The organism is Paraburkholderia bannensis, assembly GCF_014200455.1.
Lineage (GTDB): Bacteria > Pseudomonadota > Gammaproteobacteria > Burkholderiales > Burkholderiaceae > Paraburkholderia > Paraburkholderia bannensis_A.
On record NZ_JACHBW010000009.1, the window covers coordinates 215,045 to 239,486 of the forward strand.

23 protein-coding genes and 1 riboswitch are annotated in these 24,442 nt (G+C 64.3%); of the genes, 15 read left to right on the plus strand and 8 right to left on the minus strand.

Annotated features, from left to right (window positions below; genetic code table 11):
- The first annotated feature begins 7 nt into the window (after positions 1-7).
- On the plus strand, positions 8-253 hold the full coding sequence (locus F4827_RS16940; protein WP_183725133.1) for a hypothetical protein: 246 nt from the start codon (positions 8-10) through the stop codon (positions 251-253).
- Between the two features lie 60 nt (positions 254-313).
- Here the strand turns inward: F4827_RS16940 and F4827_RS16945 are convergent, their stop codons facing one another.
- Positions 314-1,294: a D-2-hydroxyacid dehydrogenase gene (locus F4827_RS16945; protein WP_183725135.1), complete on the minus strand. Its 981-nt coding sequence runs from the start codon at positions 1,292-1,294 to the stop codon at positions 314-316.
- Between the two features lie 243 nt (positions 1,295-1,537).
- Here F4827_RS16945 and F4827_RS16950 point away from each other — a divergent pair, with 243 nt between their 5' ends.
- The 4 genes from F4827_RS16950 to F4827_RS16965 all read left to right on the plus strand — a co-directional run bounded on the left by F4827_RS16950 (position 1,538) and on the right by F4827_RS16965 (position 5,313).
- Positions 1,538-2,728: a CaiB/BaiF CoA-transferase family protein gene (locus F4827_RS16950; RefSeq protein ID WP_183725137.1), complete on the plus strand. Its 1,191-nt coding sequence runs from the start codon at positions 1,538-1,540 to the stop codon at positions 2,726-2,728.
- A gap of 14 nt (positions 2,729-2,742) precedes the next feature.
- On the plus strand, positions 2,743-3,702 hold the full coding sequence (locus tag F4827_RS16955) for a hydroxymethylglutaryl-CoA lyase (protein ID WP_409258803.1): 960 nt from the start codon (positions 2,743-2,745) through the stop codon (positions 3,700-3,702).
- A 13-nt stretch (positions 3,703-3,715) separates the two neighbouring features.
- Positions 3,716-4,099, plus strand: a complete 384-nt coding sequence (locus F4827_RS16960) for a VOC family protein (protein ID WP_183725139.1) — start codon at positions 3,716-3,718, stop codon at positions 4,097-4,099.
- Between the two features lie 308 nt (positions 4,100-4,407).
- Entirely contained in the window at positions 4,408-5,313 is a 906-nt protein-coding gene (locus F4827_RS16965) for a LysR family transcriptional regulator (RefSeq protein ID WP_183725141.1), read from the plus strand.
- Between the two features lie 54 nt (positions 5,314-5,367).
- On the opposite strand, the gene F4827_RS16970 is transcribed toward F4827_RS16965, so the two are convergent.
- On the minus strand, positions 5,368-6,810 hold the full coding sequence (locus tag F4827_RS16970) for an MFS transporter (RefSeq protein WP_183725143.1): 1,443 nt from the start codon (positions 6,808-6,810) through the stop codon (positions 5,368-5,370).
- Between the two features lie 445 nt (positions 6,811-7,255).
- Between F4827_RS16970 and F4827_RS16975 the strand changes: the two genes are divergently transcribed.
- Genes F4827_RS16975 through F4827_RS16985 form a run of 3 tightly spaced genes read left to right on the plus strand, consistent with a single transcriptional unit; the run spans position 7,256 to position 12,056 of the window.
- On the plus strand, positions 7,256-10,123 hold the full coding sequence (locus F4827_RS16975) for a xanthine dehydrogenase family protein molybdopterin-binding subunit (protein ID WP_183725145.1): 2,868 nt from the start codon (positions 7,256-7,258) through the stop codon (positions 10,121-10,123).
- On the plus strand, positions 10,120-10,806 hold the full coding sequence (locus F4827_RS16980) for a (2Fe-2S)-binding protein (RefSeq protein ID WP_183725146.1): 687 nt from the start codon (positions 10,120-10,122) through the stop codon (positions 10,804-10,806). The genes F4827_RS16975 and F4827_RS16980 overlap by 4 nt, the downstream gene beginning before the upstream one ends.
- Entirely contained in the window at positions 10,803-12,056 is a 1,254-nt protein-coding gene (locus tag F4827_RS16985; RefSeq protein WP_183725148.1) for a cytochrome c, read from the plus strand. The genes F4827_RS16980 and F4827_RS16985 overlap by 4 nt, the downstream gene beginning before the upstream one ends.
- Positions 12,057-12,099: 43 nt before the next feature.
- Here the strand turns inward: F4827_RS16985 and F4827_RS16990 are convergent, their stop codons facing one another.
- The 3 genes from F4827_RS16990 to F4827_RS17000 form a co-directional block, all read right to left on the minus strand.
- Complete coding sequence (locus tag F4827_RS16990; protein WP_183725150.1) at positions 12,100-13,407, minus strand: chloride channel protein; 1,308 nt, start codon at positions 13,405-13,407, stop codon at positions 12,100-12,102.
- Positions 13,408-13,485: 78 nt separating this feature from the next.
- A complete protein-coding gene (locus F4827_RS16995) occupies positions 13,486-13,872 on the minus strand; it encodes a MarR family winged helix-turn-helix transcriptional regulator (RefSeq protein ID WP_183725152.1) in 387 nt (128 codons plus the stop codon).
- A 66-nt stretch (positions 13,873-13,938) separates the two neighbouring features.
- Positions 13,939-14,151, minus strand: coding sequence for a hypothetical protein (locus tag F4827_RS17000; RefSeq protein ID WP_183725154.1), 213 nt, complete (start codon positions 14,149-14,151; stop codon positions 13,939-13,941).
- 205 nt (positions 14,152-14,356) lie between these two features.
- On the opposite strand from F4827_RS17000, the gene F4827_RS17005 reads away from it, so the two are divergent.
- Together F4827_RS17005 and F4827_RS17010 are read left to right on the plus strand one after the other, a co-directional pair.
- Positions 14,357-14,716 carry a hypothetical protein gene (locus tag F4827_RS17005; RefSeq protein ID WP_183725155.1) on the plus strand — a complete coding sequence of 120 codons (360 nt, stop codon included), beginning with the start codon at positions 14,357-14,359 and terminating at the stop codon, positions 14,714-14,716.
- A gap of 1 nt (position 14,717) precedes the next feature.
- Positions 14,718-15,593: a dihydrodipicolinate synthase family protein gene (locus F4827_RS17010; RefSeq protein WP_183725157.1), complete on the plus strand. Its 876-nt coding sequence runs from the start codon at positions 14,718-14,720 to the stop codon at positions 15,591-15,593.
- Here the strand turns inward: F4827_RS17010 and F4827_RS17015 are convergent.
- The 3 genes from F4827_RS17015 to F4827_RS17025 all read right to left on the minus strand — a co-directional run bounded on the left by F4827_RS17015 (position 15,586) and on the right by F4827_RS17025 (position 19,352).
- Entirely contained in the window at positions 15,586-16,863 is a 1,278-nt protein-coding gene (locus F4827_RS17015; protein ID WP_183725159.1) for a D-amino acid dehydrogenase, read from the minus strand. The genes F4827_RS17010 and F4827_RS17015 overlap by 8 nt on opposite strands.
- A 177-nt stretch (positions 16,864-17,040) precedes the next feature.
- Positions 17,041-17,131, minus strand: a riboswitch (glycine riboswitch).
- Positions 17,132-17,289: 158 nt separating this feature from the next.
- Complete coding sequence (locus F4827_RS17020; RefSeq protein WP_183725161.1) at positions 17,290-18,390, minus strand: porin; 1,101 nt, start codon at positions 18,388-18,390, stop codon at positions 17,290-17,292.
- 233 nt (positions 18,391-18,623) lie between these two features.
- Positions 18,624-19,352 (minus strand): GntR family transcriptional regulator, encoded by a 729-nt coding sequence (locus tag F4827_RS17025; protein ID WP_199124193.1) that lies wholly within the window; start codon positions 19,350-19,352, stop codon positions 18,624-18,626.
- Positions 19,353-19,529: 177 nt separating this feature from the next.
- Here F4827_RS17025 and F4827_RS17030 point away from each other — a divergent pair, with 177 nt between their 5' ends.
- Genes F4827_RS17030 through F4827_RS17050 form a run of 5 tightly spaced genes read left to right on the plus strand, consistent with a single transcriptional unit; the run spans position 19,530 to position 24,429 of the window.
- Positions 19,530-19,955, plus strand: a complete 426-nt coding sequence (locus F4827_RS17030; RefSeq protein WP_183725166.1) for a heme-binding protein — start codon at positions 19,530-19,532, stop codon at positions 19,953-19,955.
- Between the two features lie 11 nt (positions 19,956-19,966).
- Positions 19,967-20,995 (plus strand): amidohydrolase family protein, encoded by a 1,029-nt coding sequence (locus F4827_RS17035; protein ID WP_183725168.1) that lies wholly within the window; start codon positions 19,967-19,969, stop codon positions 20,993-20,995.
- A 1-nt stretch (position 20,996) separates the two neighbouring features.
- Positions 20,997-21,902, plus strand: a complete 906-nt coding sequence (locus tag F4827_RS17040; protein WP_183725170.1) for a VOC family protein — start codon at positions 20,997-20,999, stop codon at positions 21,900-21,902.
- A 47-nt stretch (positions 21,903-21,949) separates the two neighbouring features.
- The gene (locus F4827_RS17045) at positions 21,950-22,825 is read left to right on the plus strand and encodes a fumarylacetoacetate hydrolase family protein (protein WP_183725172.1); all 876 of its coding nucleotides are present in this window, start codon (positions 21,950-21,952) and stop codon (positions 22,823-22,825) included.
- Entirely contained in the window at positions 22,822-24,429 is a 1,608-nt protein-coding gene (locus F4827_RS17050; RefSeq protein WP_183725174.1) for a bifunctional 3-(3-hydroxy-phenyl)propionate/3-hydroxycinnamic acid hydroxylase, read from the plus strand. The genes F4827_RS17045 and F4827_RS17050 overlap by 4 nt, the downstream gene beginning before the upstream one ends.
- Positions 24,430-24,442 lie beyond the last annotated feature (13 nt).

Below are 24,442 nucleotides of genomic sequence, written 5' to 3' on the forward strand. Positions count from 1 at the left end.
GAGTTAAATGGCAATCGAATATCGTGGCTTTCAGATCAATGTCGATACGAAAGCGGACGCGACGGACACGCAATGGCTGTGCCGCGCGGATATCAAAGGCGTTGAAAGCCAGCTGCGCGACGTGGCGCTGCCGGTTGTCGAGCTTGAATTTCCCAAGCTCAAGATCGACGTGCTGATGGTGGTGAGCATGGTGGAGCACAAGGCGCGTCAGTCGATCGACGATTGGCACACCGCGCATCCCGCGACCGCCTGAGCGCGTCGAATCAGGTAAGCACCCAGAGGCCCAGTCGGGCCTTTTTTGTTGCGCTCGCAATCAATCTCGTCCCACGATATTGCGCGGTTCCCCTCTATGGAAGGCCACGATGTTGTCGATCAGTTGGTCAGCGAGCGTTTGCATGGCTTCGTCGCTGGCCCACGCCACATGAGGCGTGAGGATGAAGCCAGGGTGTCCGAGAATCGCCTGGAACGGATGCGCCGCGGGCAACGGTTCCTGCGAGACGACGTCGAAACCCGCGCCGGAAATCTGCCCCGACTGCAGAGCATCGGCCAGCGCGGCTTCATCGACAAGGCCGCCGCGCGCGGTGTTGATGACGAGCGGTCGACGCGTCATCCGCGCGAACGCTGCCGCATCGATCAGATGACGCGTGGCCGGCGTAAGCGGACAGTGCAACGAAATAATGTCGCTTTGCGCCAGCAGCGTGTCGAACGGTACGTAATCATCGTTCAAGCCTGCGCGGTTCCCATGCGCGGCGAACAGCACGCGCAGACCCAGCGCGCGCCCGATGGCCGCCGTCGCCTGCCCAAGCGCGCCCGCGCCGACGATGCCGAGCGTCGAACCCGCGAGGTTTCTGATCGGAAAATCGAAGAAACAGAACTGCCCCGATTCGAGCCAGCGCCCCGCACGGACCGCTTCGCGATAGGCCACCAGGCTGCGGCGCAGCGCGAAGATCAGCGCAAACGTATGTTCCGGCACCGTGTTCAGCGCATAGCCCTGGATATTGCTCACTACGATGCCGCGCGCCGCGCAGGCGTGCAGATCGATGTTGTCGGTGCCGGTGGCGGCTACTGCGATCATGCGCAGGTCCGGCGCTTGTGCGAGCGCATCGGCCGTGATGGGCGCCTTGTTGGTGATGACGATGCCGGCGTGGCGAATACGCTGCGCGACCTCGCCAGGCAAGGTGCGTTCGAACGTTTCCAGATGATGGTCGAACGGCAGGGGGCGTAAGCGGGTTTGCGGCGAAAGCGTGGCGCGGTCGAGGAATACAACACGAAGTGGCGCGGCCTGGTCAGTCATGGGCACGGAATCGAAGGTGAATGGAAAGTGAATGGAACGTGGATGGAACGTGGATGTATGACGCCGCATTGTGCTGCGCGTGCCGTATGCGTGGTTTGCTCAATGCGCGACAAAAGTTTCCGATAAGGAAAATCGCGCTGAGCCTTTCCATTTGCTCAACCCCGATTGAGCAACGATCGATTATCAAAGCCGCCGTTCGCGCCCATGATGGCGTCCAGAGTCGAAAACAGCCTGGAGACAATCATGTCACGACCCCTTTCGGGAATTCGCGTTCTGGAACTTGGGCAGCTGATCGCGGGCCCGTTCGCCGGGAAAATGCTCGCCGAATTCGGCGCGAGCGTCATCAAGGTCGAGCCGCCGGGCAGCGGCGATCCGCTGCGAAAATGGCGTCTGCTGCACGACGGCACATCCGTGTGGTGGGCGGCGCAATCGCGCAACAAGCAGTCGCTCACGCTCGATCTGCGCTCGCCCGAAGGGCAGGAAGTGATCCGTCGTCTCGTATCGGAAACAGACGTGCTGATCGAGAATTTTCGTCCCGGCACGCTCGAAGGCTGGGGGCTGGGCTGGGATGTGCTCAGCGGGATCAACCCTGGACTCATCATGCTGCGCGTTTCCGGCTACGGGCAGACCGGCCCGTATCGCGACCGGCCCGGCTTTGGCGTGGTGGCGGAAGCGATGGGCGGCCTGCGCCACCTGAGCGGCGAACCGGATCGCACGCCGGTTCGGGTGGGGATTTCGATTGGCGATTCTCTATCGGCGCTGCATGGCGTGATCGGCATTCTGCTGGCGCTGCGCCATCGCGAGCAGCAGGGCGGCAAGGGGCAGGTGGTCGATGTCGCGCTCTATGAGTCCGTGTTCAATATGATGGAGAGCTTGCTGCCCGAATATTCGGTGTTCGGTGCGGTGCGGCAGCCTGCTGGCAGCAGCCTGCCCGGCATCGCGCCTAGCAATGCGTACCGGTGCAACGACGGCAAATACGCGCTGATTGCAGGCAATGGCGACAGCATCTTTCGCCGCCTGATGGAGTTGATCGCACGCCCCGAGCTGGGCGCCGATCCCACCCTGGCCGCCAATGATGGCCGCGTCGCCCAGGTTGCCCGTATCGACGAGGCGATTGGCGCATGGTGTGCGCAACGCACGCTCGACGACGTGCTCGCCGCGCTCAGCGAAGCGCGCATTCCGGCGGGCCGCATCTACGACGTGGCGGATATCGCGGCCGATCCGCACTACCACGCGCGCGAAATGATCGTCGAAGATCGCTTGCCCGACGGCACGCCTGTGCAGGCGCCCGGCATCGTGCCGAAACTCAGCGCGACGCCCGGCGCCATCGAGCACAGCGCGCCGACGCTCGGCGAACATACGGATACGCTGCTGGCAGCGATCGGCGTCGACGCAACGACGCGCGACGACTGGCGCGCGCGCGGCGTGATCTGAACAAAGGGATTTTGATGATGAATCAGATTAAGCGCTTGTACCTGAACGAAGTCGCCACGCGCGATGGCTTCCAGAACGAAGCCGCCTTCATCGACACCGACGACAAGATCGCGTTGATCGATGCGCTAAGCGCATGCGGCTACGCAAAGATCGAGGTGACTTCCTTCACTTCGCCGAAAGCGATTCCCGCGCTACGCGACGCCGAAGCCGTGATGCACGGCATCAAACGTTCGCCTGGCGTGGTTTATACCGTGCTGGTGCCGAATGTGCGCGGTGCGGAACGCGCGCTGTCGTGCAGGGTGGATGAAGTGAATCTCGTGATGTCGGTGAGCGAAAGCCACAATCGCGCCAATCTGCGCATGACGCGCGAGCAATCGTTCGCACAACTGGCCGATGTGATCGACGCCGTGCGTGGAACGGGCGTGGCGATCAACGTCTCGCTTTCCACGGCGATGGGTTGCCCGATGGAAGGCGACGTGCCGATACCGACCGTGCTCGACTGGATGGCGCGTTTCGCGCAGCGCGGCGTGCAGGGCGTGACGCTATGCGATACCACCGGCATGGCGTATCCCAACCAGGTGCGCGAGTTATGCGAGCGTGCGCGTGAGCAATTCGACGCGCTGGACCTGACGCTGCATTTTCACAATACGCGCGGCATGGCGCTCGCCAATACGCTTGCCGCGCTGGATGCCGGCATCGTGCGCTTCGATGCTTCGCTGGGCGGGCTGGGCGGCTGCCCGTACGCGCCGGGCGCAACCGGCAACGTCTGCACCGAAGAGCTGGTTCACATGCTCGAACTGGACGGCTACGATACCGGCGTGAATCTGGCCGCTGTGCTGGATGCCGCCGCGCGTCTGCCCGCCTTGATCGGCCATGACGTGCCGAGCCAGATCCTCAAGGCCGGTCGCCGCACCGACCTTCATCCGTTGCCGCAGAGCGTGCGGGGCATGCCCTCGCAGCGCGCATTCTCATAAGGAGTCAAGACTCATGGCATTGATCGACCATCTCGACCATCTGGTGCTGACCTGCGTGGACCCCGAAGCCACGAAGCATTTCTATACCGAGGTGCTGCAGATGCAACTGGAGACGTTCGGCGCGGGGCGGCTGGCGTTTCGCTTCGGCAACCAGAAGATCAACCTGCATGTACGCGGTGCTGAATTCGAGCCAAAGGCGCATGTGCCCGTGCCCGGCGCGCTCGATCTCTGCTTTATCGCCGCGGTGCCGCTCGATGCGGTGATTGCGCATCTCAACAAGCTCGCATGGCCCATCGTCGAAGGGCCAGTCGAGCGCACGGGTGCGACCCAGAAGATCCGCTCGGTCTATGTGCGCGATCCCGATCTGAACCTGATCGAGATTTCCGAACTGATCTGAACGTCGCCGCTCGGCAATGGTGTTTCCGATCGGAGAAATAGTTTTCCTGATTTCTGCCGCGATCTTTCGCGGCTTGCCAGGGGACGCTGGCAAGCCGCCGAAGGCATGGGCCTGACTGTCCATGCACGGACGCGCCGTGTGCGCGTCCGCCTCCCGTCCCTCCGCCACCCATCCCGCAGAGTTTCCTGATGGAAACCCGTATCGCGCCGCTACTTTCATGCGCGCGCCGGATGCCGCACAATGGTCGCTCGCCTGGGCTTCTTGATCCGTTTGCATCGGCTTCGTCGGCAACCCCTTTCCCCTGCATCATGGTCAATCCGCTTCATTTCGATCTGCAATCGCTGCGCGTGTTTCTGCTCGTCGCGGAACACGGCAGCCTCACCAAAGCCGCCGAGCATGGTCAGCTCACCTTGTCCGCCGTGAGCAAACGGATCGCGGAACTGGAAAGCGTGACCGACTGTGCGCTGTTTATCCGCCGTGCGCGCGGCGTCGAACTCACGCCGGCCGGCATTGCGCTGCTCGATCATGCGAGCCGCGTCGTCGATCAGGTCAACCGCATGGCGAGCGAGATGGGCGACTACGCAGCGGGTGTGCGCGGGCACGTGAGAATGTGGGCCAACACCTCGGCGATCGTGCAGTTTCTGCCGGTCGACCTCGCGGGCTTTCTGAACGGCCATCCCGGTATCAAGGTGAGTCTGGAGGAGCGGCTCAGCCATGAGATCGTCGAAGCGCTTGGCGCGGGCAAAGCCGACATCGGCGTGTTCGCGGACAACGTGCCCGCGCCGGGCATCGAGCGGCGTCTCTATCGGCGCGATGAACTTGTGCTGCTGGTGCCGCAGGGACATCGCTTTGCGCGGCAGAAAGTCATGCGCTTTGCCGATACGCTCGACGAAGACTACGTGGGCCTGAGCGACGGCAGTTCGCTGCTCGCGCGCATGACCGATGCGGCGTTTGCCGCCGAGCGCTCGCTCAAACTGCGCATTCAGGCGTCGAACTTCGACGGGGTGTGCCGCATGATCGAAGCGGGTCTGGGTATCGGCATTTTGCCGCGCGATTCGGTCAGCGACGAGCGCGGCAAGATCGGCGTTTCCAAAGTGAAACTTTCGGATGCATGGTCCACGCGCACGCTATGGGTGGGCATCAAGGCGGGCGGCGCGCCGAAATCGGATGTCGCGAGTCTGTTCGACTATATGTCGGCGCGCAGCCAGGAATGAAAAAGGCCGGGGGTGAACTGCCCCCGGCCTTTTGCGCTACGCGTCGCGCTTGTTTCAGACGGGATTGATCTCGTCCTGACTGCGACGGGTCGTGAGTGGCCCGAGTGCGCGCAAGGTGACCGCGACGATGGCAAGCGCCGCTGAAATCACGCCAAACATGGCCAGCGGGCCATGCTGGGTCAGCACCGGCAGCAAAATGAAGGGCAGGGCGCTGCTGACGATACGCGAGAGCGAATACGTGCTGCCGATTGCGGTCGAACGTACGCTCGCGGGAAAGATTTCGGCCTGGTAGACGTGATACGCATTGCTGAAGACGTTGGACGCGCAGGTCGTCAGCACCCCGAAACAGATAATCACGGCCGCATGGTTCGAATAAGCGAAACCCAGGCCGAATAGCGCAATCGTCACGAGCGAGCCGATCACCAGCGTGCGCCGCTCGATCCAGTTGAGCAGCGGCACGGACAGCAGCGAGCCAATCGGGTAGCCGAGGAAGGACAGCGCCACGAACAGCGTGCTGCCCGTTACGTCGAAACCGCGGCTTTTCACCACCACGCCGGCGAGCGAGCCGAAGCCGTAATAGCCGAAGCCCTGGAACAGGTGGAAGATCACCAGCATCACGTAGCGCTTGTCATAGGGCGCCTTGCCGAGCACGGCGATGCGCTCGCGCAGGCTCAAGGGATGCTTGCGCTCACCCGCTTCCTCGAACGAAGCAGGCATGGCGACGCCCGCGCCATCGGCGAAACGGCGCAGCGTGGCGTGCGCATCCTGGGTGCGCCCTTGCGCAAGCAGCCAGCGCGGGCTTTCGGGCAGCCGATGCTTGACGGCCAGCACGAACACCGCGCCCAGCCCGCCGATCGCCAGAATCACGCGCCAGCCCGCGATGCCGTCGTAATGCAGCGGATTGAGCCACACCGCCAGAAAGCCCACCAGCGGCACCGCAACATAGGAAGTGGTATAGGCCCATGCCGCAAGCCGCCCGCGTTTTTCTTTCGGCAGGATTTCGGAAAGGTAGCTGTCCGCCACGGGGTAGATCGCGCCCACGCCAATGCCGGTGAGAAAGCGGCAGATCACGAGCATGGTCGCGTCGATGGAGAACGCACCCAGCAGCGAGAACGCGCTGTACCAGACCAGCGTGAGCAGAAAGGCGCGGCGTCGGCCGATGCGGTCGGCGAGACTGCCCAGGCACAGCGCGCCGAAGAACATGCCGATAAAGGCGGAAGCCAGCAGCAGCTTGAAATCGGTGCTGTGACTGTCGAGACCGTATTCGTTCTGCAGCGCCGAGCCGATCGAGCTGACGAGAAAGATCTCGTACATGTCGAAGAACAGGCCGATGCCGACCACCAACACCACGAAGCGGTGCAGCGCGCCCACCGGCATCTCGTCCATGAAGGCGCCCAGCGTAGTGGCGCGCGGCGCGCGGTTTGGCGAGGCGCTGCTTGCCGCCGAGGGGTCGCCTGGGCCTGCGTGGCCGCCCAGATCCAGAGGTTGGCTGTTCATCGTGTCTCCTGGTATAGGTATGCCGCGGCGCGTCAGGGCCGACGGTCAGGCGCGTGTGCATATCGGGACCGATCAGGTGCCGATGCGTCTCCGCTCGTGCCGCACTGTCGCCTGATATCAGTGTCGGCGATTTTCGCCCGCGCGAAAATTGCAGATGAATCAAGCCTCCTTTCCCGCCAAGAAAGGCAGCGGCCATATCCCGAAAAATATGCGCCAAACCGGAATCGGCGCAAAAGATTGATGCGCATCAGTGTTTCGTCGAGCCGCCTCTCCAGCGGTTTGGCGTTGTACGCCCGTCGGCTCGGGCTTATAACGGCCCCAATAAGTTGTCTATGTGAAGACTGCTATGGAATCGTATGCATCTCGATGCCAGAATGCGGGCCGCTCCGCAAGCCGCGACGCTTTGTCGCCTTTGCGAGTCGCGCACGCACCTGGAGATCCCCTCATGAAAAACCACGGCCTGTCACGGCGGGGTTTTCTCAAAGCCAGCATGCTGGCGGGCGTGGCGGTATATGTGGCGCCGTTTGGCAGCCGCGCATTCGCTGCCCTGTTCGAAGAAAAACTCCTCACACCGGTCAAATGGGATAGCGCCACCGGCGCGCCCAGCTTCCGTATCGACGGTATCGCCAAAGTCACGGGCTCGAAGATCTTCGCGCGCGACATTCGCGCCGCCGACATGCCTCACTGGCCGCAGCAGCAGGCCCATGCGCTGATCCTGCGCACCACCCGGGCCGACTGCCTCTACGAAGGCTTCGACCTGAGCCTGCTGGGCGACGATCTCAAGCCTGAGCGCGTCGTCACCGCCGACGACCTGGCGCGCGACGGCCTGGCGTTTCCGGCCTTCTATGGCGACGACATGCTGCTGCCCGCGGGCAAGACGCCCGCCTATCTGGGCCAGGCAGTCGCGATCCTGATCTATCACGATTTCGCGCGCTTTCGCTTTGCGAAGAATGCGCTCAAGTTCCGCGACGACGTGATCCGCTATGGCGCGCAGACCGGCGCGCTCGATCGCGATCCCTGGGGCACCTTCCGCTTCGTGCGCGTGGGCGGCAAGACGGCGTATGACGACGACGTCTATTCGAGCCTCAAGGACGCGCCCATCTTCCCGAGCATGATGCGCAAGCACGCGCCGGTCTGGCCGGACGGCAAGGAGCACGGCAAGCTCGACGAGCAGGGCATGTTCCACGCCGGGCGTATCGCCGACGAACTCGATCATCCGTCGCCGGACTGGCTGGTGTTCGAGCGCGAGTACAACACGCAATCCGTCGATACCGCCGCGCTCGAACCCGATAACGCCAACGTCTGGTACGACGCCGCCGCGCAATCGCTGCATATGGTGGTGCCCACGCAGTCGCCGCTGGAAGTGGCGGATGCCGCTGCGGGCATGGTCGCGAAGTGCGGCTTTCCGGTGAAGCAGTTGTTCCTGCATCCGTGCTACACGGTGGGTTACGGCTCCAAGGATCACTTCAACGTGCCTTATTACGGGCTGGTGGCGGCGCTGTATGGCGACGGCCGCCCGGTGCGCTTCGCCAACGACCGCTACGAGCAGTTCCAGACCGCGCTCAAGCGCCACGCGTTCAAGATGCATTACCGCATTGCCGTGGATCGCAAGACCGGTTTGCTGCAATCGTTCAAGGGCGATTTCGAGGCCAACGGCGGCGGCCGCTGCAACTTCTCGCCTTCGGTGGCTATGGTGGGCGCGACCGCGGCGCAATCGATCTACTACTTCCCGAAGAACGACTTCGCAGCAGTGGCGATTGCCTCGCGTGCGATCGACGCGGGGTCCGCGCGCGGCTACGGCACGCTGCAAAGCATGGCAGCGACCGAAATGGCCGTCGACGAAATCGCCGCGCAACTGGGCCTTGACCCGATCGACTTCCGTATCAGGAACGCGCTGCGCTCGGGCATGAAGAACACCCAGGGCGCGATTCCCGCCGGCGCGATCCGCGTGGACGAGGTGCTCGAACGCGCGAAAGCGCATCCGTTGTGGACGCAGCGCGCGAAGCGCAAGACCGAATACGAAGCGGCCAATCCAGGCAAGCGTTACGGCGTGGGCTTTGCCTGCGTGCAAAAAGATTTTGGTACGGGATCCGAAGCATCGATCGCAAAGGTCGAAATCGACGAAAACGGCAAGATCTCGCTGCAGCACACGGGCGCGGAGATCGGCACGGGCATGTCGACATCGCAGGCCGTGGCCGTGGCGAAGTGGCTCGGCAAGCCCGCGGCGGATATTCGCGTGGCCGTGACGGACTGGCCCGATCTGCCGGTGGTGACAAGCGGCGATCCCTACATGATGAGCCAGGCCGATCAGGACAAGGCCAGCGTGAATCCGCGCTGGACGCCCAATATCGCCTCGCCGTCGAGCGCAACGAACTCAGCGTATTACTTCACGCATAGCACGCGCGAAGCGGCGCGCGCCGTGTTCCGCTTGGGCCTGTGGCCGGCCGCGATGGCGATCTGGGGACAGGGCATCGGCGGCGGCCAGGCTGCGCCGCTGGTGGTGCGCATCGAGGACGCGCGCTGGGTGGACGGCAAGCTCACCGCCGCCGGGCTCGAACCGTTGCCGCTCGAACAGATCGCGAAGCAGGCGCATGCGATGGGCCTGGCTACCGGCGCGGCCGTGCATGTGTTCAACCGCTGGCAATGGGCGGAAGCCGAGTTCGTTATCGGCGGAACGATTGAGCGCATGCCGATCGACGCGCTTTCGCTGCGCTATGGAAAGGGCGACGCCAATACGGCAACGACGGCAGCGACAACAACCACCGTAACCGTTGCGCCCACAACCTTGCCGGTCACCGCCAACGGCTATCGCGTGCTGGACCGCAAGCGCGTGTTCATCCCGCCGATGAGCCGCAATAACGCGGCGGTGACCTATTACAGCGCGGTGGGCACGCTGGTCGAACTGGCTGTGCACGAAGCGACCGGCAAGGTCGAACTGCTCACGCATCACTCGATCATGGAGTGCGGCAACCAGATCTCGCCGCAACTGGTCTCGGGCCAGTTGCAGGGCGGTCTGGCGATGGGGATCGGCCACGCGCTGCACGAATATCTGCCGCTCTACGAAGACGGCCCCGGCAACGGCACCTGGAACTTCAACCGTTACCAGTTGCCGCGCGCTTCGGACGTGGCCGTGTGGACGCAGAGCGGCGAAGTGCTGCCGCCGCTGTCCGAAACCGATCCGCCCAAAGGCATTGCCGAAGTGGTGATGATTCCCGTGGTAGGCGCGGTCGTGAACGGCATCGCGCATGCCATCGGCCATCGCTTCACCGATCTGCCGGTGACCCCGCAAAAAATTCAGGAGGTGCTCGCATGACGCTGCCCCCATCCGCTGCTTCCGCGGTGAGCGCCAGCGCCGCCGCCACTGCTTCCGCCGCTTCAGCGCCTCAAGCCCCGCAGGCATCGCAGTCAAAAGCGCAATCGCCCGCACCCGTCGAGCATCCGCTCGTCCAATACAAGCCCAAGGCGCTTTCGCTCACGATCAACGGCAAGTCAGTCGGCCCGATGCAGGTGCCCGAAGGCCTCATGATGATCGAGTTCCTGCACGAGTACGCGGGCCTGACCGGTTCGCGCCTGGGTTGCGGGCAGGGCGTGTGCCATGCCTGCGTGGTGATCCTCGACAAAGCCGATGGCACCAGCGAGGAAATGCGCACCTGCATCACCGGCGCGCACTTCTTCAACGGCAGCACGATCCGCACCGTCGAAGGCCATGCAAAGCGCAATGAAGCGGGCGAAGTGGTCGAACTCTCGCCGATCCAGCAGAAGTTCCTCGAACACTTCAGCTTCCAGTGCGGCTACTGCACGCCGGGCTTCGTCAACGCCGCAACGGTGCTGATCGAGCGCCTCAAACGCGAGCCGGTTGCGAAGGCCGACGTAGAAAGCACCATCATGACCGCGCTCGACGGCCATCTGTGCCGCTGCACGGGCTACGTGCGCTACTACGAGGCGGTCAAGGACGTGGTGATGACCACGCCCGGCCTCGTGAAGGACGCGGCATGAAGCGCGCGCTCATCCATCGCCTTGCGCATGGCGTGTTGTTCGCCGCCTGCGCGCTGACGCTCACGGCTTGCGGTCAGCAGGAATCGCCGCAATCGAATGCCGCGCATGCGGCCTTCACGCCCACGCCCGAACAGATCGCGCACGGCCGTTATCTCGTCAAGGCCGCCGACTGCGCCGCCTGCCATACCTCGCAGGACGGCGCGCCGTTTGCGGGCGGCGTGAAAATCGCCTCGCCTTATGGCGCGTTCTACGGCTCGAATATCACGCCCGACAAAGAGCACGGCATCGGCGACTGGAGCGCGGACGACTTCTATCGCGCGCTGCACGACGGCAATGCGCGCGGCAAGCGCCTGTATCCGTCGATGCCCTACACGTCGTATCGTCAACTCACGCGCGCGGATTCTGACGCGATCTACGCCTATCTGATGTCGGTGAAACCCGCGCCGGTGGCCAACCGCGCGCACGACCTCAGGTTCCCGTACAGCCTGCGCTTCGGCATGACGTTGTGGGACATGGTGTTCCTCAAGGACGCCTTGCCCGATGCATCGGCCGGGCAATCGGCGCACTGGCAGCGCGGACGCTATCTGGCGAACGCACTCGGCCATTGCGCCGAATGCCATACGCCGCGCAATTTCGCGGGCCAACTGGTCGATGCGAAGCCGCTTTCGGGCGCGGCGCTCGGCCGCGTCGTCGCGCCGGATATCACCCCGGCGGGACTCGCGGGGCGTGGCTGGACCGCTGCCGATCTGCAGACCTTCTTTAGCGTCGGTATCGCGCCGCAAGGTTCCGCGTTCGGCGAGATGTATCCGGTCGTGCACCTGAGCACGCAGTACCTCACGCAGGACGATGTGCGCGCGCTATCGGTCTATCTGCTGGGCGATACGCCGCCTGCGCCGCAGCCGCTCGCGGCTGTGTCCGCCGATGGTGCGGCGCTCGCGGCAGGGCGTTCGGTCTATCTGGCGGTGTGTGCGGGCTGTCATGGGCTGGCAGGCGAGGGTAAGCCGCACGTTGCGGTGCCGATGAACGGCAACTCGACCCTACGTCAGGCCGATGCCCACAACCTGCTGGTCGCGATGCTGGACGGCATCGATACGCAGAAGTTTGCGGGTGTCGAAAACATGCAGGCGATGCCGGCGTTTTCCTCCACCCTGAGCGACGATGAACTCGCGCAACTGGCGAATTATCTGCGTGCGACGTGGGGCGGCCAGGCGGCGAACGTCACCGCAAGCGACGTAAAAGCACTGCGTTGAAACAACGGTGGCAGAAGCGCGAGCCGCTTTCCTGCCACCACGTTCAATGCCGCAGATACCGCTGCGCCAGCGCTTCATAGAGCGGCGGCGCAAACAGTTTGGACACCTGGCTGGCGATCAGCGCCGTCGCCATCAACGACAGCACCAGCGCGTGCCCGTTGATCATCTCGATCACGATGACGAAGGCCGTAATCGGACTTTGCGTGACGGCGGCGAGATAGCCCACCATGCCGAGCGCAATCAGCATCGGCAACTGCATCTGCCCGAACACCATATGCAGGGCATTGCCCATCCCCGCGCCAATCGCCAGTGACGGCGCGAACAGACCGCCCGGCGTGCCCGGCAGATACGATCCCACCATCGACGCCATCTTGGCGAGCGGATACGCCGCGCTGAGCTGCGAATGCCCTTCGAGCATGTTGCGCGCTTCCGCATAGCCGCTGCCGAACAAATGACCGCCGCTCGCCACGCCGATCACGGCGATAAAAAATCCGCACACCGCGCCAAACGCAACAGGACGTTGCGCGCGCAACGAAATCAGCCGCGCGGGCATCCAGCGCGGCGTGTTGAGCAGCAGCCAGCAGAACACCCCGCCCGCGATCCCCGTCAACACGCCCACCAGCACGACCGCCGCCGCGAGCAGGTTGGGGAAGTGCCCGTCGATGGCGATGGTGCCGAAATAAACGTAATTGCCTTGCAGGGCGAGCGACACGACGCCCGCGAAGATGATGGCCGTGATCAGCACGCCGCTGGTGCGTTGCTCGAAGCTGCGCGTCAGTTCCTCGATGGCGAATACGACGCCCGCAAGCGGCGCGTTGAACGCCGCCGAAAGGCCCGCTGCCGCGCCCGCGAGAGCGAGCTTGTGTTCGAGGCCGACGCCGTAGATGCTGCGCAGGCGTGCCGGATAGAAGCGCCGCAGACTGAACATCAGCGCCGCGCCCACGTGAATCGTCGGACCTTCGCGACCGATGGTGAAGCCGCCGAGAATCGCCAGAAACGACAGGGCAATCTTGCCGATGAGGATGCGCAGCGTGAGCAGACGCGGACCCAGCGTGCGCACATCGTGCAGTGTCGCGATGACCTGCGGAATGCCGCTGCCTTCCGAACCCGGAAACCATCGGCGCGTGAGCCAGACGCCCAGCGCCGCAACCGCCGGCGTGACGATGAGCGGCAGCCACGCCGCATGCGCGGTCCTGCGCAGGAACAGGTCGTAGCCGTAATCGATGAGGCGTGCGTAAAGCACGGCCACGAGGCCGGTGACGACCGCGCCGAGCCAGAAGATGCCGAGATACATCCAGCGGCGCTGGCTGCGCTGGATCGACCGGCGGTCGATGAGGGTCAGAATTCGCATGAGCGCGCTGGGAAAATGCGGTTTATGGCATATTGTGACATAAACCGCGACGGCGGCGCTGGAATTCCCGCGCGGTGCTTACCCGGCTTGCTCGCCAAAGACCCAGTGGAATGCGCCGTAGAGCGCCTTGTGCTGGGCCGCGAGTTCGAGCAGAAAGGACTCGCCCTTGGGCGTCAGATGCACCTGCACCTGGCGGCGGTCGGCGGGGTCGGGTTTGCGCAGCACCAGCCCGGCTGCCTCGCAGCGCGAAACCAGCGCCGCCGTGCCGTTGGGAGCGGCTTGCAGGCGCTCGGCGAGTTCGCCCACCGTCGCCCACTTACGGTCAGGAAAGCCGCAGACGTGCAGCAGAAGTTGATATTGCAGCGTCGTGATGCCGGCGGCGTTGGCGATCTCTTCCGAGGCGCGCAGGAATTTGCGCAGGTCGTAGCGGAAGGCCGACATGGCTTCGAGATCGTGCTTGTTCATGTGCGCTCCTGAATGCTTTGCCGGTCGCAATGGCAATGGCCGGCCGCCAGGAGGTTACCACGCACATCAAACGCTGACGATCAACGGCACCAGCGTGGCGATGCATACGCCCAGTCCGATCACGGGCGCGCCCAGCGCGATCAAGCCAGGCGCCACAATCGCGCCCAGCACGGCAAGCGCTCCCAGACGTCGGCGCGCGAGCTGCCGGCTTTCGATCGACCCGCGCTGCAGCGCGTTTTCACCTGAACGGTGCGTATGCCTCGGAATGGTGATGGCCATCAATCCCCCGAAAGAGTGGTGATATGGAAATAGCGATGCTATTAAATCGCGAATAAACGGCGCGCAAGGATTGGCGGGCCTCACGGTAAACGCGCCGTATAACGCGAGGTCTTTGCAATAACGCTCGCAATTTTTACGCCTGGTTTACGCAAAGCCCGATACGCTGGTTTCATCGCCACAACGCACGTATCCCGTGCCCGATCAGATGCAACTCGCTCCATCCTTCGCGGTCCCCGACTCGCGTTCCGCCGCTTCCGCTTCCGCCTCTGCCTCCGTCGCACGTCGCCCATCCGCGACGATCCTGCCGTTTCGCGCCCCGCGCGCCTGGCTCGATATCGCGCTCAACGGCAAAACGCTGGCGCAATCGCGCACGCATCTGGCGGGGCTGTTGCACTCGGCGCTCGGCGTCTACGTGACGCGCACGGCCGAGCGCGGCGATTCGATCGTGGTTCGCCTCGACATCGCGCCGGAGGATTTTGGTTTCACCTTGCACACGCTGCTGGGCGCGGTGCCGGAAGCGACGATCAGCGCGCTGCGCGCGCGTGCCGACGGGGAGGCGCGCTGATATGTACGCGGGAATCTGGCTGCCGCTTGTGACGCCGTTTCGCGACGGCGAGGTCGATGTATCCGCGCTCGAAGCGCTGACGCAGCGCTACGTGGAAAGCGGCATCGCAGGAATCGTTGCCTTGGGGACGACGGGTGAGGCCGCGTTGCTCGACCACCGCGAACGCAGTGTAGTCATGCAGGCGATCACGGAAACGGTCGCGGGGCGTGTGCCGGTCGTGGCAGGTGTGGGCGGCCTCGACACCGCGGCCTTCGTTGACGAAGTCCATCGTCTGGAGGTCTGGGAGCCGGCCGGGTATCTGGTTTCCGCGCCAGCGTATCTATGCCCGGATCAGGAGGGCTTGCTCTGGCATTTCCGGCAGGTTGCCCAGGCGACCGAACGCGATATCGTGCTCTACGACGTGCCGCATCGCACCGGAGTCGGGCTCGCGGAAACAACGGTCGCCGGGTTGGCGGGCTTGCCCAATGTCCGCGCGATCAAGGCCTGCGCACGCGAGCGGTTCGCCGCGTTCGGCAAGTTGCCGATTGCGTTGCTGTGCGGCTCCGACGATGCGTTTCTCGAATGCCTGCGTGCGGGCGCGACCGGCGGCATTCTGGCGAGCGCCCATGTGAGCGCCGATCTGCTGGACGAAGTGCAGCGTCTTTTCATCAGCGGAAAAGAAGAGGCCGCGAGCCAACTGTTCGTACGGCTCGAACCGGTCCTCAAGCTGCTATTCGCCGCGCCCAATCCCAGCGCGATCAAGGCGATGCTGTCGCTGGGCGGCGGCGTGTCGGCGCAGACTCGCATGCCGATCACGCCCGCCAACGCGGCGCTGGTGCACCGCCTGGAGGCGGCGCGCAGGGAACTGGACGAACTGCGCGCCGTTTCGATCAGCTAGTGCGCGCGGTCACGGTGGTTGCAGGCGCAACGACAGGTGAGCGAGCATCGGCGATATCGTCGCTGATCAGCAAGGCGACGGATTCTGCCGTGGCCGCCGACAGCGTCCAGCCGAGGTGCCCGTGCCCCGTGTTGTAGAACACGTTGCGCTGCCTGCCGCGCCCGACCCTGGGCAACATGCTGGGCAGCATCGGGCGCAGTCCCGCCCACGGAATCACGCGCGCAGTCGAGATCGACGGGAAGTGCGTGCGCGCCCAGCGCACCAGCGGCTCGATCCGGTCTGAACGGATGTCGCGATTTGCGCCGTTGATTTCCGCTGTGCCCGCAATGCGAAAGCGATCCGCACCCAGGCGGCTCGTGACGATTTTCGCGGCGTCGTCCAGCAGACTCACCCACGGCGCGCACTCCTGGCTACGCGCATCGTCGAGACAGACGGTAATCGAATAGCCCTTCACCGGATACACATTGACGTGATCGCCCACTTGCGCAGCCAGGGCGCGGCTGCCCACGCCCGCGCAGATCACCACGCGATCGAAGGTGGAAACCGAAGGCAGCGCGTCGCGTGACGTGGCGATCGAAACCGTGCCGTGTTGTGCCTCGCTGATCGATTGCACCGTGGTGTCGTATTGAAACGCGACGCCCAGTCGCTCGCAGGCCAGCGCAAGGCCACGCGTGAACTTGTGAATGTCGCCGGTGGAATCGGATTCGGTAAAGAAGCCGCCGTAGAAGTCGCCTTGCAACGTTGGCTCGATTGCGCGGATCTCGTCGGGCGTGACGGCGCGCCGATCCAGGCCGCCTTCGCGCAGCAGCGCATTGACTTTCGTCGCAGCGTCGAATTCCTTGCGGGTTGCATAGAAGTGCAAAATACCACGCTGTTCGTGATTGAAATCGATCGATTCGCGTTGGGCAATCGAAAATAAATGTTCGCGCGCGGCAATCGCCAGACGCACGGTTTCGATCGTATTGCTGCGGTAATTCGGAATCTGCCGCAGAAATTCGCCGATCCAGCTGTACTTGTGCCAGTTGGGGCGAGGATTCATCAGCAGCGGGGCGTCGCGCCTCATCATCCAGCGCAGGCCCTTGAACACGGTTGCGCGGCTGTTCCAGACTTCCGCATTGCTCGCGGAAAGCTGGCCGCCGTTTGCGAACGATGTTTCCATCGCAGCGTAACGGTGGCGATCGATGACGGTGACGCTATGGCCGCGCCGTGCGAGTGCATAGGCGGTAGTGACGCCGGTAATGCCGGCGCCGATAACGGCGATTCGTGACATGACATGGTCCAGAGTGCAGTGACTGCGCGCTTGAGCGCAGTGGGCATCGCCGGCCGATTACAACCGGCGCCGATGCCCCATCTGTCCATGTACCTGAGAGTTTCGCCCGCGCGCTTACGACGCGCATGGCTCCCCTTCGGTGGGCGCCACCAGGACGGTGCGCCGCTCTCCAGATGTTCCGGCTGCGTGGTCCTTTTGCCTGAGAGTTTCCGGGGCGGTTGCTCCGTCGGCGTCGTTCCGGTAGAACGATCTCTTCCATGCAGCGTGTGAGAACGCCACAAGATTAGCCGTGCGCCGCGCCCACGGCAACCGCTTTTTCAAAATTCGGTCTGCGATGTTTCGCATATGGGTTTAACCGGAATCAGACGCACGCTCGTGACGGCGGGCATACGCCGTTGCTTCTGAGCGAGGCCCGCGCGCCGCCCATCAGAAGTTGTGCACGAGGCCGATGATTTCCGTCGTGATGTTCTTGCCCGCCCCCACGGCGATGCCGGGGCCTGCTGCATCCGTGACCGTGAAAGCCGTCGATCCGTGATTGCGCACGCCCGCCACGCCCGCGTAGAAGCCCGTGCGCTTGGACAGCAGATAGTCGTAGCGTACGGCCCACGAGAGCGCGTGGCCGTCGCCGCCCGATCGCAGCCAGTACTGGCCGAAGCTTGCGAGCAAGGAGCCGCCCGCAACGTGACGGATCAGTGCGTTCACTTCGTAGAAGTCGTGATTGGGTGTGGCGTAGGCGCTGGAAATCGAGTTGTTCACGCCGGTGGCGTTGCGATGCATCTGGTAAAGCGCGGCGGTTTTCAGCCCGCCGAAATCGTACGACGCACCGATCAGGTAGTAGCGGCCCGTGGCGACCGGCGTGGTCGTGGTGAGCGTGGCGGTGGGTGCGAAACGCTGCTGCAGATAGTCGACATCGGCGGAAAACGCCCCCGCCTTGAAGTTCAGCCCCGCAGACAGCGTGTCTCCCAGCGATGCCGGCACGCCGCTCGACCCGTTCGCGCCGCGTGCATACAGCGCGCGCAGCGTGAAGCCCGCGATTTCCGGCGAGGCGTAGCGCAGCGAATTCGCGGTGCGCGCGACCGGCACGAACACATAGTTGTTGGTGGCATTGCCCCACGCCAGCGCGTTGAGTTCGCCGATCGAATAGGTCACGTAGCTCAGGAACAGCGGCGTGTAGTTGTTGCCCGCCTGAATCTGGCCGAACGGTCCGCGCACGCCGATCCACGCCTCGCGATTGAAGAGCGCCGTGCTGCTGGCCATCGCGCCTGAGTTCGCGTTGAAGCCATTTTCCAGTTTGAAGACCACGGTATAGCCCGCACCCAGATCCTCCTTGCCGAAGAAGCCCCAGCGCGAGGGCGCGACGGAACTCGACGCCTCGCGCACGACGGTCCGGCCGCCCGTATTGGCGACCTGGATCGCCGTATCGATGATGCCGTAGAGCGTGACCGACGACTGGGCGTGGACGCCGGATGCGCCCAGCGTGGCGGCGGCCGTGACCAGGGCCGTGGTGGCGAACGGTGCAAATTTCATCTCGTCTCCTGAACGGTGCCGTCGATATGCGGCACTCTCTGAAAGCAGGAGTTTTGTGTACGGGAGAGCGTCGGTCAATAAAAAATATACAAAACTATCGAAAACACCAGGTTGTGTATTCGACGAGCGGAATTTGAAGAATCCTGCGCAAACGCCCGCCCTCGCTCCCCAGACGGGGCGCGGGCGTTGCCAGCGAGCGGGAAAAACGGCGGCGATGCGGCTGGGCGCGAAGCTCAGCGCGAAGGCGGAAACAGATCGGCGTCCGCGAGGATGATGTCGGCGGTCTGACGGTAGTGCGTGGTGAGGAGCTGGATGGCGAGCGCGGCGTCGCCAGCCACCACGGCATCGAGCATCGACTTGTGCTCCGCGCCCTCATGGCGCTTGGGGAACACGCGCCGCACCGAGAGTTGGCGGTAGCGGTAAAGCTGGTCGGCCAGTTGTTCGCAGAAGTTGATGAGCCAGCGCGACTGGCACCCGCCGATCAGCGCGCGATGGAACTCGCGGTGGCGGCGTTCCCACTCGGGGTTCTCCTTGTATTCGCTTTCGCTGAGCGAGCGCGGCACCTTGGAGAGCCGGTGGTAGGCCAGCACGACCTCTTCTTCCCATTCGACCGAGCGGCTTGCAAAGGCCTCGCGCAGGGCGACTTCCTCCAGCCAGCAGCGCGTTTTGGTGATCTCCTGCAGGTCGCTCGCGCTGATGCCGGCCACCGCGAAACCGCGCTGGTCGCGCCGCTCGACCAACCCGTCCGAGGTGAGGCGGTTGAGCGCCTCGCGCACCGGCGTCTGGCCGGCCTGGTACTGGTCGCACAGAAACTCGATCTGGAGTTTGCGGCCCGGTTCGAGCTTGCCGTCCAGCAGGTCGGCGCGGATGCGGTCATACAGGTTCGTGGCCAGCGTGGCGGCGCTTGCGCCGCCCGCGCCCGCGGGTGGCGCGGGAAAAGTCACTGTGCGGGACAAGTTCACACCTCTGCATTGTTTCGTTTGCGTGAAAGTATATCCGATCTGTCTTTCATTCCCGCCGTCGGCGACAACCATGGGGTTTTCCCCATGTAAATACACAAAATCATCGACATCGCAGTTTTGTATATATTATGATCGTCGACAGATCGAAACGCAGGACCGAGGCAGGAGAACGACAAGATGCAGACTTTGACACTGGATCAGGCCAACCGCATCGCGGCCGCTGCGCTGGGCGCCGCCCGGCGCGACGGCTTTCGTGCGATGGCGCTGGTGGTACTCGACGCAGCGGGCCAGTTGAAGTTGGCGACGCGCGAAGACGGCGCCACGCCGTTGCGTGTGGACATTGCACATGGCAAGGCCGCTGCGGCATTCGGCATGGGCGTCAACACGCGCACGCTGCATGAGCGCGCCAGCGCCAACCCGGTGTTCTTCAACGCCATCGCGCCCGCGCACGGCGGCAAGTTCATTGCGCAGACCGGGGCGGTCGTGATCGTCTCGGCAGATGGCCAGGTGCTGGGCGCGATTGGCGCGAGCGGCGGCACTGGCGATGAAGACGAGGCCATCTGCATCGAGGGCCTGCGCGCAGCCGGCCTCGCGCACCGTTGAGGCAAGACGCGATGCAAGCCGCTTACCGCTGCGCCTGTCACGGCATCGACGTTCACGCGCATATCGTGCCCGCCGGATTTCCGTCCTACCTGGGCGCGCGTGCGCCACGCGACTGGCCGTCGATGCAGCCCGCGCACGCCTGCCATCGCCATGTGGTGATCGACGAGAAGATCTATCGCACGGTGTCCGATCTGTGCTGGGACACGGATAAGCGCATTGCCGATATGGACGCGCAGAACGTGGCGATCCAGGCGATCTCGCCGATGCCCGAACTGCTCTCCTACTGGATGGAAGCCGCCGACGCGCTGCCGCTCTTGCAATACCTCAACGACACCATCGCGCAAATGTGCGAAGCGAGCGCGGGCCGCATGGTGGGGCTGGGCGCGGTGCCGTTGCAGGACGTCGAGATGGCGATAGGCGAACTCGAACGGCTGATGCGCACGCCGGGTTTCGCAGGCGTGGAGATTGGCAGCAATATCAATGGCGCGCCCATTGGCGCGGCGCAGTTCGATGCCTTTTTCGAGGCCTGCGAGGCGCTGGGCGCGGCGGTGTTCGTCCACGCGCTGCGGCCCACGGGCAAGGAGCGCCTGGTGGGGCCGGCGCAACTGGTGCAGGCGCTCGCGTTTCCTACCGATGTGGGGCTGGCGGCGGCGTCGGCTATTACTTCGAATCTGATCGTCAGGCGTCCAAAGCTTCGGATTGCGTTTAGCCACGGCGGCGGCACGCTGGCTTCGCTGCTGCCGCGTCTGGAGCAGGCCAGCCAGGTGTTCGCGCCGCTGCGCGAAACGCTCGCGCTTTCCCCGCGCGAGCAGGCGCGCCGTCTCTGGTACGACTCGCTCGTCTTCGATGCGCCCACGCTGCGCCATCTCGTCGAGACGTTCGGCGATACGCGCGTGATGCTGGGCACCGATTATCCGTTTGCGTTTCGCGAGCGCGACCCCGTGGGCGGCGTGCAGGCGCTTGGCCTCGACGCGGCCGCCGCGCAACGGCTCATCTATCGCAACGCCCGGGAATTCCTGGGCATCAGGAATGGAGCATGACATGACGCAGTGCCTCGTTACGGGCCTCAGAGGCATCGAGATCGGCGTACCCGATCTGGAATTGGCCGCGCGCTTTTACGCGGACACCTGGCATCTCACCGAACTCACGCGCCGCCCGGAAAAAGTCTTTTTTCGCGGTACCGGCGCGGCGCATCACATTCTCACGCTGACGCAAAGCGAGCGCGCCGATGTGCGTGCGATCGAATTCAGCGTGGCCGAAGCCGCGCATCTCGACACGCTTGCGCAGGCCATCGTCGAACATGGCGGCAAGCTGGTGTCCGGTCCCGCGCCGACGACCATGCCCGGCGGCGGCGCGCTGCTCGAAGCGCTGGACCCGCAGGGGCGCGTGCTGCGTTTTATTGCGGGCGATCGCAGCCACGCGAATACGGACAGCGTGAAAGACCGTCCGATCAAGATCACGCACGTCGTCCTCAATAGCGAGAACGTGGCCGTGGCGCAGGCCTTCTTCGAAAACGCGCTGGGTTTCAGGCTCTCGGACCGCACGCGCATCATGGCCTTCATGCGTTGTTCGAGCGACCACCACAGTATCGCGCTGGCGGACGCGCAGGAAAACAGCCTCAATCACATCGCCTTCGTGATGCCCGATCTGGATTCGGTGATGCGCGGCGGCGGCCGCATGAACGACGCGGGTTATCCGATCGAGTGGGGCGTGGGCCGTCATGGTCCCGGCAATAACGTCTTCGCCTATTTTCTTGGGCCGTTCGATTTCGTTATCGAATATACGGCCGAAGTGCAGCAGGTGGACGACTCCTATCGCACCGGCGGCCCGGACGACTGGAAGTGGCCACCGGGGCGTATCGACCAATGGGGCGTGGGGCGCAATCCATCGGACAGGCTCAAGACTGCGCAGAAGAGGATTTTCTTCCGTCCGCCGCACGCCGGTTAAGATTAGTTCGCATACCAGATAAATCCCTTCGAATCATCTAAAAGACCATGAAACTCGTTACTTTCCGATCGGGCGACACCACGCGCCTTGGCGTTATCGACGGCGATGAAGTTGTCGACCTCAACAAGGCCGATGCTTCCGTGCCCAGCGATCTGCGTGCGGCCCTCAAGGCCGGTATCGATCTGAACGCCGCCGCGCAACGCGCCATCGCCAGCGGCGAGCATCGCGCGCCGTATGCCTCGCTCGATCTCGCGCCCGTGGTGCCGGAGCCGGGCAAGATCGTCTGTCTCGGTCATAACTTCTTCGACCACGCGAAAGAGGGCGGCAATCTCAAGCCGGTCTATCCGCTGATTTTCTTCCGTGGCGCCTCGTCGCTGATCGGGCACGAGGATCCGGTGATCCGTCCGCGCGTCTCGGAAAAGCTCGACTACGAAGCCGAACTCATGATCGTGATCGGCAAGCGTGCGCGCCACGTCAAGCGCGAAAATGCGCTCGATTATGTGTTCGGTTACGCGTGCTTCAACGATGTCTCCGTGCGCGACTATCAGAAGCGCACGTCGCAATGGACCATCGGCAAGAATTTCGATGGCACCGGTTCGTTCGGCCCTTGGCTCGTGACCGCCGACGATCTGCCGCCGGGCGCAGAAGGACTCACGCTGCGCCTCATCCTCAACGGCCAGGTGATGCAGCAGGCCAGCACCAGCGACATGATCTGGGGCGTGGCCGAAACCATCGAGCTACTCAGCGAATGCCTCACGCTCGAACCGGGCGATGTGGTGGCGATGGGCACGCCCGCCGGCGTGGGCTGGGCGCGCGAACCTTCGGTGTGGCTCAAGCATGGCGACCGCGTCGAAGTGGATATCGAACGCGTAGGCCGCCTGCAAAACACCGTGCAGGACGAGCAGAACGCACCGGGCGCATGACGATGGCGGCGAACAACCATTACGAAGTGGTGGTGGTGGGCTTCGGCCCATCCGGCGCGGTGGCCGCGGGACTGCTCGGTCAGCGCGGGCGCAAGGTGCTGTGCGTCGACCGCTCACGCGAGGTGTACGACAAGCCGCGCGCCATCGCCGTCGATCACGAAATCATGCGGGTGTTTCAGGGGCTGGGCGTGGTCGAGCGCATCGCCGAACACGTGGCGGTGTTTCCGCCCTCGGAGTATTACGGCGTGGACGGCCAGTTGATCAAGCGCATCGACACGGTGCCCAAGCCCTGGCCGCTAGGCTATATGCCGACCATGGTGTTCACGCAACCGCCCGTGGAGGCGGCGCTGCGCGAGCATGCGAGCGCCCTTGAATCGGTCGAAGTAGCGCTGGGCACGGAACTGGTCGGCTTCGAGGAAACCGCGCAAGGCGTGACGGTGAATCTCAAGGACGATGCGGGCAACACGCGCACCGTCACCTGCGATTACCTGATCGGTTGCGACGGCGCGTCGAGCACCGTGCGCACTCAACTCGGCATCGCCTACGAAGACCTGGTGTTCGACGAGCCGTGGCTGGTGGTGGACGTGCGCGTGAATGAAAGCGGCATCGCGAAGCTGCCGAAGGTGGCGGTGCAGTACTGCGAGCCGTCGCGTCCGTGCACGTACATCGTCGGGCCGGGCGGGCATCGGCGCTGGGAAATCATGCTGATGCCGGGCGAAGACCCGCGCGAAATGCAGACCGAGGCGCAAGTCTGGAAGCTGCTGTCGCGCTGGCTCACGCGCGAGGACGGCGAGCTGTGGCGCGCCGCGAGCTATCGCTTTCATGCGCTGGTGGCGCAGGAGTGGCGGCGCGGGCGCGTGTTCATCGCGGGCGATGCCGCGCATCAGCAGCCGCCGTTTATTGGTCAGGGCATGTGCCAGGGCATTCGCGACGTCGTCAATCTGGTCTGGAAGCTCGACGCGGTGATGCAGGGCGAAGCGCAGAGCGCGCTGCTCGACAGCTACGCAGCCGAACGCGGCCTGCACGTGCGGCGGCTGACGACGCGCATCAAGGAGATCGGCAAGCTGATCTGCGAGCGCGACGTGGTGGCGGCGCGCGAGCGCGATGCGCGTTTGCTGCGCGAGGCGGGCGGCCAGATCAAGACGATTGCGCGCCAGGACATCGTGCCGAAGCTCGAAGCGGGACTGCTCGCGAATGCGGCGCATGCGGCCAACGGCACGCTGTTTCCGCAGCCGCGCGTGCTCCATGGCGATGAGGCGGATGAAGGCATGCTGCTCGATATCGTCGCGGGCGGCGCTGTTCCGGGCCGCTGGCGCATCGTGACGTTGGGCGGCGACGTTGTCACGGACGCGGTGCAGGCAGCCGCGCAACGCATCGGCGTGCAATTCATCGAGCTTGCGCCCGATGGCGACCTGCAACACGCGGCGGTCTTGCCGCAGACGCATCGCATCGTCGAAATCGACGGTGTGCTGGCGGGCTGGTTCCAGCGCAACGAATGCCGCGCGGCGATCGTGCGTCCCGACCACTATGTCTATGGCGTGGCAACCGATGCGGCGACGCTTGCCGCTTCGCTCTTGCAACTGGACGCGGCGCTGCACGGCTAAAGCGGTTGCAAGC

What these genes read in the sequence shown, in the direction of transcription:
- F4827_RS16975 (WP_183725145.1), top strand. Translation starts at nt 7,256, where the DNA reads ATGAAAAACCACGGCCTGTCACGGCGGGGTTTTCTCAAAGCCAGCATG.
- F4827_RS16985 (WP_183725148.1), top strand. Translation starts at nt 10,803, where the DNA reads ATGAAGCGCGCGCTCATCCATCGCCTTGCGCATGGCGTGTTGTTCGCC.
- F4827_RS17020 (WP_183725161.1), bottom strand. Translation starts at nt 18,390, where the DNA reads ATGAAATTTGCACCGTTCGCCACCACGGCCCTGGTCACGGCCGCCGCC.
- F4827_RS17050 (WP_183725174.1), top strand. Translation starts at nt 22,822, where the DNA reads ATGACGATGGCGGCGAACAACCATTACGAAGTGGTGGTGGTGGGCTTC.
- F4827_RS17030 (WP_183725166.1), top strand. Translation starts at nt 19,530, where the DNA reads ATGCAGACTTTGACACTGGATCAGGCCAACCGCATCGCGGCCGCTGCG.
- F4827_RS16990 (WP_183725150.1), bottom strand. Translation starts at nt 13,407, where the DNA reads ATGCGAATTCTGACCCTCATCGACCGCCGGTCGATCCAGCGCAGCCAG.
- F4827_RS16960 (WP_183725139.1), top strand. Translation starts at nt 3,716, where the DNA reads ATGGCATTGATCGACCATCTCGACCATCTGGTGCTGACCTGCGTGGAC.
- F4827_RS17010 (WP_183725157.1), top strand. Translation starts at nt 14,718, where the DNA reads ATGTACGCGGGAATCTGGCTGCCGCTTGTGACGCCGTTTCGCGACGGC.
- F4827_RS17045 (WP_183725172.1), top strand. Translation starts at nt 21,950, where the DNA reads ATGAAACTCGTTACTTTCCGATCGGGCGACACCACGCGCCTTGGCGTT.
- F4827_RS17040 (WP_183725170.1), top strand. Translation starts at nt 20,997, where the DNA reads ATGACGCAGTGCCTCGTTACGGGCCTCAGAGGCATCGAGATCGGCGTA.
- F4827_RS17015 (WP_183725159.1), bottom strand. Translation starts at nt 16,863, where the DNA reads ATGTCACGAATCGCCGTTATCGGCGCCGGCATTACCGGCGTCACTACC.
- F4827_RS17035 (WP_183725168.1), top strand. Translation starts at nt 19,967, where the DNA reads ATGCAAGCCGCTTACCGCTGCGCCTGTCACGGCATCGACGTTCACGCG.
- F4827_RS16995 (WP_183725152.1), bottom strand. Translation starts at nt 13,872, where the DNA reads ATGAACAAGCACGATCTCGAAGCCATGTCGGCCTTCCGCTACGACCTG.
- F4827_RS16980 (WP_183725146.1), top strand. Translation starts at nt 10,120, where the DNA reads ATGACGCTGCCCCCATCCGCTGCTTCCGCGGTGAGCGCCAGCGCCGCC.
- F4827_RS16940 (WP_183725133.1), top strand. Translation starts at nt 8, where the DNA reads ATGGCAATCGAATATCGTGGCTTTCAGATCAATGTCGATACGAAAGCG.
- F4827_RS16965 (WP_183725141.1), top strand. Translation starts at nt 4,408, where the DNA reads ATGGTCAATCCGCTTCATTTCGATCTGCAATCGCTGCGCGTGTTTCTG.
- F4827_RS17000 (WP_183725154.1), bottom strand. Translation starts at nt 14,151, where the DNA reads ATGGCCATCACCATTCCGAGGCATACGCACCGTTCAGGTGAAAACGCG.
- F4827_RS17005 (WP_183725155.1), top strand. Translation starts at nt 14,357, where the DNA reads ATGCAACTCGCTCCATCCTTCGCGGTCCCCGACTCGCGTTCCGCCGCT.
- F4827_RS16945 (WP_183725135.1), bottom strand. Translation starts at nt 1,294, where the DNA reads ATGACTGACCAGGCCGCGCCACTTCGTGTTGTATTCCTCGACCGCGCC.
- F4827_RS16970 (WP_183725143.1), bottom strand. Translation starts at nt 6,810, where the DNA reads ATGAACAGCCAACCTCTGGATCTGGGCGGCCACGCAGGCCCAGGCGAC.
- F4827_RS16950 (WP_183725137.1), top strand. Translation starts at nt 1,538, where the DNA reads ATGTCACGACCCCTTTCGGGAATTCGCGTTCTGGAACTTGGGCAGCTG.
- F4827_RS16955 (WP_409258803.1), top strand. Translation starts at nt 2,743, where the DNA reads ATGATGAATCAGATTAAGCGCTTGTACCTGAACGAAGTCGCCACGCGC.